This is a genomic window from Desulfopila inferna (genome assembly GCF_016919005.1).
Lineage (GTDB): Bacteria > Desulfobacterota > Desulfobulbia > Desulfobulbales > Desulfocapsaceae > Desulfopila_A > Desulfopila_A inferna.
The window spans coordinates 117,335-129,996 of the sequence record NZ_JAFFQE010000010.1; the positions used below are offsets into that span (position 1 = coordinate 117,335).

General features: G+C 43.3%; 10 protein-coding genes. 7 read left to right on the forward strand and 3 right to left on the reverse strand.

Annotated elements, in window-relative coordinates; all coding sequences use genetic code 11:
* Nucleotides 1-3: 3 nt before the first annotated feature.
* Both JWG88_RS20145 and JWG88_RS20150 read right to left on the reverse strand, forming a co-directional pair.
* Nucleotides 4-1,218 carry a CNNM domain-containing protein gene (locus tag JWG88_RS20145; RefSeq protein ID WP_205235602.1) on the reverse strand — a complete coding sequence of 405 codons (1,215 nt, stop codon included), beginning with the start codon at nt 1,216-1,218 and terminating at the stop codon, nt 4-6.
* A 553-nt stretch (nt 1,219-1,771) separates the two neighbouring features.
* Entirely contained in the window at nt 1,772-2,206 is a 435-nt protein-coding gene (locus JWG88_RS20150) for a hypothetical protein (RefSeq protein ID WP_205235603.1), read from the reverse strand.
* A gap of 468 nt (nt 2,207-2,674) precedes the next feature.
* Here JWG88_RS20150 and JWG88_RS20155 point away from each other — a divergent pair, with 468 nt between their 5' ends.
* The 6 genes from JWG88_RS20155 (at nt 2,675) to JWG88_RS20180 (ending at nt 11,912) form a co-directional block, all read left to right on the forward strand.
* Complete coding sequence (locus JWG88_RS20155; RefSeq protein WP_205235604.1) at nt 2,675-5,185, forward strand: InlB B-repeat-containing protein; 2,511 nt, start codon at nt 2,675-2,677, stop codon at nt 5,183-5,185.
* Between the two features lie 685 nt (nt 5,186-5,870).
* Nucleotides 5,871-6,098, forward strand: coding sequence for an acyl carrier protein (locus JWG88_RS20160; protein ID WP_205235605.1), 228 nt, complete (start codon nt 5,871-5,873; stop codon nt 6,096-6,098).
* Nucleotides 6,099-6,112: 14 nt separating this feature from the next.
* Entirely contained in the window at nt 6,113-7,327 is a 1,215-nt protein-coding gene (locus JWG88_RS20165; RefSeq protein WP_205235606.1) for a beta-ketoacyl-[acyl-carrier-protein] synthase family protein, read from the forward strand.
* 21 nt (nt 7,328-7,348) lie between these two features.
* Entirely contained in the window at nt 7,349-8,407 is a 1,059-nt protein-coding gene (locus JWG88_RS20170) for an SAM-dependent methyltransferase (protein ID WP_205235607.1), read from the forward strand.
* 75 nt (nt 8,408-8,482) lie between these two features.
* Nucleotides 8,483-9,514 carry a crotonase/enoyl-CoA hydratase family protein gene (locus JWG88_RS20175; RefSeq protein ID WP_205235608.1) on the forward strand — a complete coding sequence of 344 codons (1,032 nt, stop codon included), beginning with the start codon at nt 8,483-8,485 and terminating at the stop codon, nt 9,512-9,514.
* Between the two features lie 424 nt (nt 9,515-9,938).
* Nucleotides 9,939-11,912 carry an EAL domain-containing protein gene (locus JWG88_RS20180; protein ID WP_205235609.1) on the forward strand — a complete coding sequence of 658 codons (1,974 nt, stop codon included), beginning with the start codon at nt 9,939-9,941 and terminating at the stop codon, nt 11,910-11,912.
* Between the two features lie 157 nt (nt 11,913-12,069).
* On the opposite strand, the gene JWG88_RS20185 is transcribed toward JWG88_RS20180, so the two are convergent.
* Nucleotides 12,070-12,207 (reverse strand): hypothetical protein, encoded by a 138-nt coding sequence (locus tag JWG88_RS20185; RefSeq protein WP_205235610.1) that lies wholly within the window; start codon nt 12,205-12,207, stop codon nt 12,070-12,072.
* Between the two features lie 44 nt (nt 12,208-12,251).
* Here JWG88_RS20185 and JWG88_RS22025 point away from each other — a divergent pair, with 44 nt between their 5' ends.
* Nucleotides 12,252-12,377 carry a hypothetical protein gene (locus JWG88_RS22025; RefSeq protein WP_306793140.1) on the forward strand — a complete coding sequence of 42 codons (126 nt, stop codon included), beginning with the start codon at nt 12,252-12,254 and terminating at the stop codon, nt 12,375-12,377.
* The last annotated feature ends 285 nt before the right edge of the window (nt 12,378-12,662 follow it).

Here is a 12,662-nt window from a genome sequence, read left to right on the forward strand (position 1 = left end):
AAGTTATCGTATAATTTGATCTTCAATACCAAGCGCCTTGGCGCGATCCATCCATAGCTTCCTCGCAAATACCCGCATATCTTCAACCTTATCCATTTCATCCATAATTTCGACGCCAATCAGAGTTTCCAGCAGATCTTCAAGCGTAACCAGTCCTCTCATGGAGCCGTGCTCGTCGACAACCAGGGCAATGTGCCGGCGTTCTTTGAGAAACCGGTCGAGCAATAAGGAAACCGAGATGGTGCCGGGAACCACGGAGATGTCTCGCTTCAGAGACTTAAGGGTCTCTTCATCGTGATTGTGAGCTTTTTTAAGTAAAATGTCATCTCTGAGAACAAATCCCGTGATGTTCTCAAAATTATTCTTGTAGAGGAGTAACCGTGAGAACGGAGTTTTTGATATCCGGACCATAGCTTCTGGAATTGTCATATCTTCGGGTAGTGCCGAGACAACGGTACTTGGAGTCATGACATCCAGTACTGCTATTGATTGAAGCTGTAATAAATTTTTTATTATCAGGGATTCGTTATCCAGGATGCCACCTGTCTGAACTCCAACTCGAGCCATAGCGATAAATTCATCCCTGCTGAAGATATGCAGTTTGGAGTCATGTGAAATTATCCTTGTCACTTTTTCCGAAAGCCATACTATCGGATAAAGAATATTGATCAAAAAACGCACAAATAACGTTGTAAAACCAACCAGATGTGGCCAGTAAACAGCGCCTATGGTTTTTGGGATGATCTCAGAGAAGAAAAGAATCATCAAAGTCATCGCCGCCGAGAATACACCGAACCATGTGCTGCCGAAAACTATCGAAGCCTGAGCTCCTGCTCCAATCGCTCCAATGGTATGAGCAATAGTGTTCAGGGTCAGGATCGCCGCAAGCGATCGGTCGACATTGTCATGTTTTAAGTATTGTAGAAGAGCGGCTCGTTTTGGTCGGTTTTCTTTCTGGCTTTCGATATAGGAGGGAGTAATACTCAACAACACAGCTTCAGCCACTGAACAGAGAAAAGAAAATACCAGGGCCAGCAGCACATACATTATCAAAAGGATAACATCAGCAGTGGTGGTTGCAAGATGGGTATCCGTTACGGCTTCTACACTGTAAGCGGGAACCGAAAGACCCAATATTAATGCCACTAACAGAGGAAGCCAGTGAGCGCCTTTTAGATTATTAATCTGTTTGCAAGCATGGCCTGGCTGTTTCAGCATGACGTTTCCTTATTTTCTTCCGTAATACTCATTTCTCTATTTTTCTTTCGGATTGCCCCTGAAACTCATCATTTTCTGGGCCAGGCCGGGACTGCTCTTTTCATCAGGATGCCATAAACCCTAGGGGCTTCGGCGCAACCCTCCGAGCTGCAGAGACTCGTGAAAGAGCAGTCCCGATATAGAGCTGATGATTAGGGGTAATCATGAATTTTGCAAGCGACATCCCGCCAACCCTGACAGGGAAGACAGGTTTGCATCGTCTTATTTTTGCTCCTCTCTACTGTCAATTAATAAAGAAAATCTAAAAATAAGCAATATCTATTAATACAGATACAAAAAGAAAAGGGATTAACTATTTGTACTTTCAGGTTAATGATTTAACTGGTGTGCCGGAGAGACTCGAACTCCCGGCTGCGTCTTTGCTCAAGGCGGCAAACTCGACACCGCAAAATTTACTCCTCGTGATTATTCGTGGGGGCGACGTTCGGGTGACGGAGGAAAGCGCTCAATCTACTAGCTGGGGCATAGCTTAAAAGCTGATCATTCGACAATACTAGCACTTCTGCGCTGGAGAAACGTATTGGATGATCAGTTCACCGGTATTTTTGTCTTTCAGATAGATGGTATCTCCCCCGCAGCGTACCGGGGAGGAACGTTTCAATACAGGAATCTGTCGGGTTTTGATAATGGTTTTTTTAATCACCACCGGCTTTTCGGGTTCCTGTCGATAGATGATAATGTTGCGTGATCTTTTGTGCTTATAAAAAGGACTATAATGGCGTCTCGACATGTCCGGACGGTGAAAGCCTCTCTTTTTTATTGAGTCTCGCTGACTTGGTGCTTTATCTGTTTCCTGTGCCGACCAATGAGGTGGTCGCCCCGGCCCCACCCAGGTATTCGACCCCCACGGATCACTTCTATACCCGGTCTCTGCCAAACCAAAAGATGCAACAGAGAGAAGGAAGATGAGCAATGAAAGAATCCTCATAACCGTATCCTCAAAAGCTTGGGTTGTGCAATGCTGCTTCCGGAGCCATTATCCTTGAAGAAAAGCCGTGCAAGAAACCTCTACTACTACTATGAGGATTATAAGAGACTGGGTCAACAGTTCAGACTGCAAGTTGGGAAAGATGATAGCGAAAGTCTCTGCCCGGTGATACCGTAAATCAAGGAACCGACAAGCTATCAGAAATGGAGAATTGTAAAGTAGAGATAACCAGAGAAAAGGTATTACTGAATAGACTCGGTGTTTGATCACTTTCAGTGTCATGTTGAATCTTTAGAGTAACAGGAGGAATCTAACATTATGATGTTTCTAAAATAGATGGAGATTGCCAATACAAACGATGCGCTCGGTAGGAAAACAAGAATTATTAACCACAATAGATTTAGATAATATTGCGGTTTAGAAATGTAGCAATTCTTACTGTAACGCTTCTGAATGAAACAAGGAAAAGTGAAAATAGTATTGAAAATAATCTCTATACAAGTTAGATCTCAGAGGAAAGAGTCTAACCATGGAGATTTTATGAATTTTTTAAGTCAGTTTAGCATAGCAAAAATCTATCAACTAATTTCTGCAATTATCTTCCCGTTTATACTGGCTGTACCATATTCTCAAAGTGCAACAATTGATGTCAGCACTGCAAATTACGGCGACATTATTTATGTTTCTAATAATGATACTCTCACCGGAACGACCACTAAACAAATAGAAATCCGTTGTACTTCCAGTTGCAACGTAACACTCGATAACTTGAATGTAGATTTACAGGCAAACAACATATGGGATGTGTGTGCACTAGAATTTTACAGTTCTACTAATAACACGATAACTCTTGTCGGGACCAACGTGATAAAATCCGGTGTCAATGAGCCCGGAATCAAAGTACCATCCAGTGCAACTTTAACTATTAAAGGAAGCGGCTCTCTTCACGCCGTTGGTGCACATGATGGTGCGGGGATTGGATCAGGAAACGGCCTGGCAGCTGGTACGATAATCATTCATAGCGGTACTGTCAGAGCAGAGGGCCAACATTGGGGTGCTGGAATTGGTGGAGGTCGCCAAGCCTCCAGTCAGAGAATTGAAATATCGGGAGGCTCAGTTACAGCAACGAGCCACACAGGCGCAGCAATAGGTGGTGGAGGTGCAGATGATACCGATTTCATAGTTGGTAGTGGTGGTACTATCAATATTTCTGGAGGCACTGTTCAGGCATATACCGCATATGGGGCTGGTATCGGCAGCGGTGGCAATCGTTCAAGCTCCAATGTTATGTCCAGTGGTTTAGGACCTAGTATAACAATCTCAGGCGGTACCGTTACGGCAAGAAGCTCGTTAGGTGGCGCAGGAATCGGTACTGGTTGGGATGCACCAAACGGCGGTCAGATCAATATTTCAGGTGGTATTGTTCATGCAACAAGTAGCCTGGACGGCTTGTATCTTCCTGATGAATTTGCTGCAGGTATAGGAGGCGGATATAAGAGCTCATTTTCCAGCGTCAATATTACAGGTGGGGAGGTGTATGCTGCCAGATCAAAAGGATACAACAATAACAGTTATGATATCGGAGGTGGCCAGAATGGAACTGTATATAACAATGTATCTATATCCGGGACATCTGCCGTATTTCTAAAGGATGACCGATGTGAAAAGCTTTCAACATCACATACTCATGTAAACTATCAGTCAGTTTCCAGCAATACCGCATATGGATATGCTAATTTTCCGGATGACTGGAATGATAATACAGCATATGGTTATGTCGTGCGCTATGCCGTCTCTTTCAACGGCAATGGTTCCGATGGGGGAAACTTGCCGAGCACTAGATACTACTACCTCTCTGATCCTGACAGAAAGATCCCAGAACCAACTGCGCCAAATGTCCCATCTCGAACAGGATACGCCCTGAATGGTTGGTGTACAATTCGGACATGCGCGGGTATCGAGTGGGATTTTGCCACTGATCAGGCAAACAGTAGTCTGACGCTGTATGCAAATTGGACAACTAACAATTATTCTATTACTTACCACAATGCCTACGGAGGAACTTCCTTAACTCCGACAAGCTATACCATAGAAGACACCCCATTCAGTTTGCCGGTACTTTCTGGCAGAACGGGTTACACCTTCGTTGGTTGGTACGATAACTCAGAACTTGCGGGCAATACATACTCAACCATTCCCGCCGGCAGCACCGGTGATAAAGAATTTTGGGAAAAGTGGATACCGAACTACAGTTTAACTTACAGCGCAGAAACGGGAGGATCGATAAACGGCGACGAATCTCAGACGGTAGATCACGGTGCGGATGGTACAACCGTTACAGCAGTTCCGACAACGGGGTATCATTTTATCAGGTGGAGTGATGGTTCGACGGAAAATCCGCGAACCGACACCAACATCACTGCTGACCTGGTCATTTCAGCCAGCTTTGCTATCAATACCTATTGCTTAACTTATGAGGCCGGAGAGGGCGGGGCAATAAGTGGCAATACATCTCAGACAATAAATTACGGAACTGACGGCTCAGTGGTTGTAGCTGCACCCGTAACAGGATATCATTTTGTCCAGTGGAGTGACGGTTCGACGGAAAATCCACGAACCGACACCGACGTTACCACTGATCTTTACATCTCAGCCAATTTTGCTATCAACACGTATTCACTTTCGGTTCTTTTTCAAGGTAATGGTACTGGAACTGTTACCAGCGAACCAGTTGGAATTGACTGTGGGGATGATTGTCAGGAGATCCTACCTCATAATACAGAAGTGACCCTGACTGCAGCGTCTCACGTGAAATCCGACTTTAAGGGATGGTACGGAGCATGTTCCGGAATTGATAATACCTGTGTCATCACAATTGACCAGATTCTTTCAGTAGGTGCTAGGTTCGAGAAGAAGTTTCCGTGGGGGATACTACTTCCGGGGCTATCGCATCAATACAAGAGGATTAGGAATGACTAGATTCTAAATCTATAAATTCTTTTTTCTCCTGATGGCAGACAACTGAGACTTCAAATCTTAATATCACCAGACATGACCTATTTGAATTGATTGAACTTACTAATGTTTCTTCAAAACCTCGGCCTAAACAGATTTCGGGTTCAAGTTGTTCACCATGGCTGGCTTCAAAGTTGTCAGGCAAACGGCAAGATTCCACGATAGTATCGTTCACCCCCCGGAGCGAAGGTTTGCACTGGGAACCTATACTCCACAGTTGCTCCATTTACGTCCAATTCTCTGTGTTTAGCCGATCCTGTCCTCTCATGAACATATTAAACAACAATACCAAGCTCTTCTTTAAGCTTGGTAATTGAAAGGTTCGGCAGTTAATCTGCATGTATTACGTGATTCGTAGAAGCACCTTCTTAAGATTGCTGGCCCGGATACGAAGAGCCGGTTTTTGATTTTTAAAAGTTTCAAAGACCGTCAATGGATAAGTCTGTTCAAAATCAGCGAGAAAAGGAAAAAGGAGACACCTTTTCCCCTGAGTCTGTTTCAGAACACGTTGACTCAGCAGAGATTCCTTGAAAGGATGGTTGAAAAATGATAGGTATGCTTGATACTGATGGCTGAAGGAAAGGAATCTACGAAAAAGTTAGGGCGGGCTTACAAAGCGACTTCCTATCACCTCCAAAGGAAATAAATAATGTCACTAGAAAAAATCACTGAAATTATTGTAAAGGCATCTGGGTGCAAGCCGGAAGAAGTCAAGCCTGAAGCTGAGCTAAGAGCGCTGGGAATAGACTCGCTAACAGCAATTACCGTATTATATGATATTGAAGAGGCGTATGATATTGAAATTCCCAACGAGATTATTCCTTCTATCATTACAGTAAAAGATATTCATGATAAGCTCACAGCTTTTTGTCTATAAAAAATGAGATTGCGATGACTCACCGTGCTGTCATAACCGGTTTGGGAGCTGTATCTGGCTTGGGAGTAGATGTACCTGCTTTTTGGCAGGCATTAGAAACAGGACGTTCCGGTATCAGACCCTTTGATTTACCTATCGAAAATGTCAAAACTGTGGTGGCAGCCCCAGTACCAGAATTTGACCAGGAAAGGTATTTCACAGCAGAGGATCTCCCTTTGCTGGATAAGTTCTCTCAGTTCGCCGTCGTTGCTGCGCAAGAAGCCGTTGCTGATGCTGGCCTGGTAATTGGCGAGGAAAGTCTTGTTAATGCTGCAGCTATTATAGGTAGTGCATGCTGTGGCAAACACAACGATGAAGTGATTTTTTCCAGCCTCTACAAACTGAAACGCAAACGCGCACATCCCTTAACAATACCAAAGGGTATGCCTAGTGCTCCTGCCAGCATGGTAAGTATACATTTAGGAATTAAAGGACCGGCATTTGTTGTTGCCAGTGCCTGTGCCTCCGGTGCCCATGCCATTATCCAGGGCGTGTCCATGATTGCATCCGGAGTGGTAGATGTTGCGCTGGTTGGGGGGACGGACGCCTCATTCACATACACTTTGTTAAAATCATGGGATGCCTTGCGAGTCATGTCAAGTGATACCTGTCGCCCTTTTTGTAAGGATCGCAGCGGCATGGTGTTAGGAGAAGGTGCAGGCATGTTGGTTCTGGAATCTGAAGAACATGCTGTACAACGTAGTGCTCGTATTTATGCTGAAATAGCTGGTTGCGGAATGACCTCTGATGCAGGACATATTACACGGCCTGATGTTACTGGAATTGCCAATGCAATGACAAAAGCACTTCATCAAGCAAAGCTAAAACCGGGTGAAGTTGACTACATAAATGCCCATGGCACTGCAACGGTGGCAAATGATATTGCTGAAACAGAGGCCATACATCAGGTGTTTGGTGATCATGCTAAACAACTTGCTGTTTCTTCAACTAAATCGATGCATGGCCATGCTCTGGGTGCCTCGAGTGCACTGGAGGTTGTGGCAACAACTCTGGCATTACATCATAGCATTATTCCGCCAACAGCCAATTTTACAGTTGCAGATGAAAAATGTGACTTGGATTATGTTCCGAATCAGGCACGAAAACAGATCATAAACATTGCCCTATCAAACGCATTTGCTTTTGGTGGGTTAAATGCCGTGATTGCCATAAGAAATTCATCAAAATAAATAACAACTTAACGTAATGAAATGTCTGATATAGTCAAAAAACTATCCGGTCAAAACATTCATTATTATGGATCTGATGATTTATTAAAATTTGAAAGGCAAATGGAGAGGTTTTTTACACGCGAGTATGAGAGATGGCGTGGTAATGATGAGCTGCCTGAAAAATACGGTGTGAGTTCATTTGAAGGGGATATTGGTGACAAAGCGACACTCAATGTTTCAGTTAGTCATTATGATGAAGAATATCAAGTTTACCGTGCTTTTCTTGATACCATTTCTATGGCTTATACAACAGCCTATTATGGAGCGACAAATGAATCACCAGAATTAGATAAGATTTCTCTGGAACAGGCACAATTAAATAAATATAAGTTGGTCGTTGAACGAGCAAATGTTAAAAATGGACAAACTGTTTTAGATTTAGGTTGTGGCTTTGGTGGACTCTCCAAGTATTTACTTAAAACCTTCTCTGATCTAGATGTCGTTGCTATTAATCCAAGTACAGTTCAGGTACGGCATATAAATAATGTCCTGATTGATAAAGATCCTGACTTTGATGAGTCACGTTTTACAATAATAAAAAAATATTTTACCGCTGCTGAAGCAAGTATTTTTGAAGAGGAACACTTTGACAGGGTGATCTCAATTGGGATGCTTGAACATGTAACTAATATAGATTTATTACTAAAAACAATAAATCGAATACTCAAATATGATGGTAAATGCCTCTTTCACTGCATAGTTTCTTTAGACACTATCCCAAATTTTTTAAAAGCTGAAAACAGCCTAATTGCTTATTATTATCCTGGAGCACATATATGGCCCTATAATGAACCACAACGTCATGATACACATTTGAAATTTATTAACAGCTGGTTCGTTAATGGCATGAACTACTGGAAAACGCTGGATATTTGGCATCAACGATTTTGGGAGGCCATAGAGCAACTACACCCAGCTTATTTATCAATAGATGAAGTTGACAAATGGAACAAATACTTCAGCCTGTGCAAGACAATGTTTAGCCCGAACAATGGAAGAAGTTACGGCAATGGTCAGTATTTATATGAAAAAGAGTAGACGTTGTTGTTGGCACTAACAACATCCTAACGACGTTCAGGACTCAGTTCCAACATCCTTTCCAGTTGATTTGCAATGAAAAAAACACACAATTCCGACACTACTTGTCAAGCACCAGGAAGTATAGTTGAGGATGGTTATACGCAATTCAGTACTCGCTATGATTCTGAGACCGGCACGATCTGGTGCTGGATGGAACCTGCGCCCCGGCCCTGCATAAATACTACACTAAAAGATGAGCTGCTCCTGCTTCATCGACAATTGGTCACCACCTATAAAAATCCTCGTTCTGACACCGTCTGGCCTTTCAGGCATTTTATTCTGGCATCTAGAATACCGGGGATTTACAATCTGGGAGGCGATCTGAGTTTGTTCAGGCAATATATTGTAAATAGAAAAGAAAAGGCTCTTAGAGATTACGCTCACAAATGTATCGAGTTGCTGCATAATAATATTAATAATCTTGAATTGCCAATCACCACTGTTTCTCTTGTACAGGGGCAGGGTCTTGGCGGTGGTTTTGAAATGGCCTTGTCATGTGATGTTATCATCGCAGAACGTAGCTCACAGATGGGGTTTCCAGAAATCATATTCAATCTTTTTCCAGGAATGGGCGCATACAACCTGCTTACTCGCAGGGTCGGTTCTGCACTCGCTGAGCGTATTATTCTTAGTGGAAATACCTATAGTGGGAGTGAATTATTTGATATGGGTATCGTGGATGTATTGGCTGAAGATGGAGAAGGTGTAGAGGCGACCGAAGATTACCTGAAAAGCCAGAATCAGTCACACAACACGATCCGCTCAATTAAAAAAATACGACAAATTGTTCACCCTATTACCCGCCAGAGCCTGCTTGACATTGTTGATATCTGGGTAGAGGCGGCCATGGATTTAAACGAAAAAGATCTCGCTAAGATGGGGCGCTTATTATATCTGCAGAAAATAGCGAAAGACAGTAAGGCCTTGAAGGCTCAAAGTTCGAATACAGTTATGCGACGCGCTGACTGGCGCAAAATTAACAATGTGAGTTTCCCTCTTAAAACACACCTTGGAGAAACAGTTATACATGACAGGAGAAAAAGAGACAGGCGCAGTGAAGAATAATTTTATGTGATCACTTCAGAATGACAGGTCGAAAATCGCTAAACTCATGAATAGACCACGGTTCAACATCGAACAGATAATCCGTGAAGATCGGATTCATGCGCTTTACAAAAGGTCAAAAACCGCCTCTTTGACCCTACTCGTCATCGGTACAATTTACATAACGTTACTCTCCACCGAATACACCTGGCAACCCCTTTTCTCCTGGTATCTGGTTCTGCTTGCTGTCCTTGCGGGACGCTGGCTATTATTCCGATCATATGGCAAAGCGAAAAACCGAACTGTATCCTTGATTTTCTGGTTGTATATGTTTCGCCTTGGCGTTTTAGCCGCTGGTTTAACCTTCGGCGGCCTTAATATTCTTTTTTTTCCTCGGGATTCTTTGTCATATCTGCTACTAGCAATCATTACTCCATGGGGTATCGTGGCAGCAGCATCAACCATGCTTATCGATTTTTTTTCTTTTTTTATTTATGCAGCCACCCTGACAGCGCCCCTATTCTATCAAACCACCCTGGTTGGTGAACGGGTATATTCAGGCATCGGTATCCTGACCTTTTTCCTGTTTCTCTTCTTTCTAAAGTTCAACAAAGAGTATAATAACAACTATTCTCTAACTATGCGGCTTCGTTATGAAAAAATGAACCTGCTGGAGGATCTTGAACAGGAAAAGAACCAGCTCAATAACCGCCTGGGACGCATTTTCAACGACAGCTCCAATGAAATCTTTGTTGCGGATGCCGATACCCTGAACTGCCTCCAGGTCAATATGGGGGCAATTGAAAACCTTGGCTATTCGCATGATGAGTTTGCTGACATTAATCTGCTTTCTATTTTTGCAGATCAGGATCATCGTTCGTTTACAAAATTTCTTACTCCACTGCGTGACGGTTCCCGGGAAACCGTTGTCCATAAAGGTATTAACAAGCGGAAGGACGGTAGCAGCTACCCTGTGGAAGCCAGAATACAAATGTCTCTTGAAGATTCTCCGCCAATTATTGTAGTTATCGCGCAGGACATTACAGAGCGTAGCGAATGGGAGGAAAAGCTGATCTATCAGGCGAATTTCGACCAGTTAACCGGAATGTACAACCGGCATTATATGCAGTCCCATATGGGGTCGGCGATTGTCCGGGCCCGACGCCATAGGCAAAAAGCAGCCCTGCTTTTCCTGGATATAGACAATTTCAAACATATCAACGACACTCTAGGCCATTCCATCGGGGATGCAATTCTGAAACAGATCGCTAACCGAATTCAATCTATGTTGCGTGAGAGTGATACCCCTGCTCGAACCGGGGGGGATGAGTTTGCGATCCTGCTCGAAGATTTGAGTGAGAATGTTCATGCCGAGGTGGTGGCTCGTAAACTTGTTGATACCTTCAAGCAACCCTTCATACTCAAAGAACAGGAGATTTATACCACGGTCAGTGTGGGGATCAGTATTTATCCGGATGACGGTGAATACCTTGATCAGCTTATGCAATACGCTGATATGGCTATGTACCAGGTTAAAGACGATGGACGCAATAATTATCGTTTTTTCTCCCATGATATGCGGCGTTTTTCGGAAAAGCAGATGCAGATAACCAACCATTTGCGCATTGCAATGGCCAGGAGTGAATTCTTTCTCTATTATCAACCCAAAGTAGACATAAACAGTAATCGGATAATCGGGGCTGAGGCTTTATTACGCTGGCATAACCAGGAGCTTGGCGATATCTCGCCGGATACTTTTATTCCTCTGGCTGAGAAGGCAGGGTTAATAGATGAGATTGGAACCTGGGTTCTTGAAACAGCTTGCCAAGAGGCAAAAGGCTGGCAGAAATTCTCCGATGGAAAAGTCCAGGTTTCGGTCAATATCTCTCCGAAACAGTTTCACTCCGGTACCTTGCTTGGCGCTGTTGACCGGGCATTGACACTGAGTGGCCTGCCTCGTGAGTGTTTGGAACTCGAAATTACTGAGAGCCTGTTGTTACAGGACTCAAGCAAATATCTCAATATATTGAATAGTCTTGATAATTATGGGATCAGTCTGGCCTTGGATGACTTCGGTACCGGGTACTCATCCCTCAGTTATCTGAGGCGTTTTCCTCTGCAGGTTTTGAAAATCGATCGCAGCTTTATTCGGGATTTGCATAAAAACACGAATAACAGGACGCTGGTTGAGGCAATTATTGCCATGGCTCATAGTTTGAAATTAGAAATTGTTGCCGAAGGTGTTGAAAATATCGAACAGTTTGATTTTCTGCAACAACGTGACATCCAGATGATTCAGGGCTACTTGTTTAGCCCACCGGTTCCAGCAGAAAAATTTCGCACCTTGCTTCAGGACGAATCAATAGTAACTAAATGTTTAAAATTGCAAAATAGAATGAAAATGTTTGTGGTAAAGTAGCAGCCTGTAAAACCAAGGCAGGCCATTAAGGCTGTTTAGACTCTTCTGTTTGTATTGTTATTGGAAGAAACGGTTTTCTCTACTACTCTAAGTACTCCAGCCGATTTTTTTCATTTGCTTTGGCATAGTAAAGAGCTTCATCAGCCTTGTTGATCAACTACTGCTCATGTTTGGTCATTTTCACTTCGTATGAGGCAACACCAAGGCTTATGTTGACATCGGTATCCTGTTCAACCTTCTGTCTAATTCGTTCGGCGGTGATCAGGGCAGTCTCCAGAGAAGTTTCAGGAAGCATGATCGGAAACTCCTCCCCACTACCCGGATCTAAAGCGTCTGTTCATGTCCGGTTACACTGCCAACGTTATCGCCCACCACGGAGTGCTGGACCAAGGCGTGCACTTCATCCAGAAACCGTTTTCAAAGAAAGATCTGGGAGGGAAGGTGCGTGAGGCCCTGGAAGAATGACGTGATAATTCAGCAATTGATCATGCGGATAGTTGATATTGCCAACTCAAACGTTTCTAATTTCTTTTATTACTGAATCAGTACCTTCCTGCTATACCCATGAAGTTATTCTACTCTCAAAGCCTAACAACAAAACAGCAATTTCATATTTGACCTTCTCCATGACTCCACGTAACAAAATTCCAGCCTTATAAATGATATACTAAGGTTATTAACGCTCTGTTTTTTCTGTAAAAGAAAAAGGAGGCGATTATGACCGAAGTAACCTATACGACTAAGTTTACC

Coding starts and splice junctions, on each gene's coding strand:
- JWG88_RS20175 (WP_205235608.1), top strand. CDS start 8,483: ATGAAAAAAACACACAATTCCGACACTACTTGTCAAGCACCAGGAAGT.
- JWG88_RS20160 (WP_205235605.1), top strand. CDS start 5,871: ATGTCACTAGAAAAAATCACTGAAATTATTGTAAAGGCATCTGGGTGC.
- JWG88_RS22025 (WP_306793140.1), top strand. CDS start 12,252: ATGTCCGGTTACACTGCCAACGTTATCGCCCACCACGGAGTGCTGGAC.
- JWG88_RS20170 (WP_205235607.1), top strand. CDS start 7,349: ATGTCTGATATAGTCAAAAAACTATCCGGTCAAAACATTCATTATTAT.
- JWG88_RS20185 (WP_205235610.1), bottom strand. CDS start 12,207: ATGCTTCCTGAAACTTCTCTGGAGACTGCCCTGATCACCGCCGAACGA.
- JWG88_RS20165 (WP_205235606.1), top strand. CDS start 6,113: ATGACTCACCGTGCTGTCATAACCGGTTTGGGAGCTGTATCTGGCTTG.
- JWG88_RS20150 (WP_205235603.1), bottom strand. CDS start 2,206: ATGAGGATTCTTTCATTGCTCATCTTCCTTCTCTCTGTTGCATCTTTT.
- JWG88_RS20145 (WP_205235602.1), bottom strand. CDS start 1,218: ATGCTGAAACAGCCAGGCCATGCTTGCAAACAGATTAATAATCTAAAA.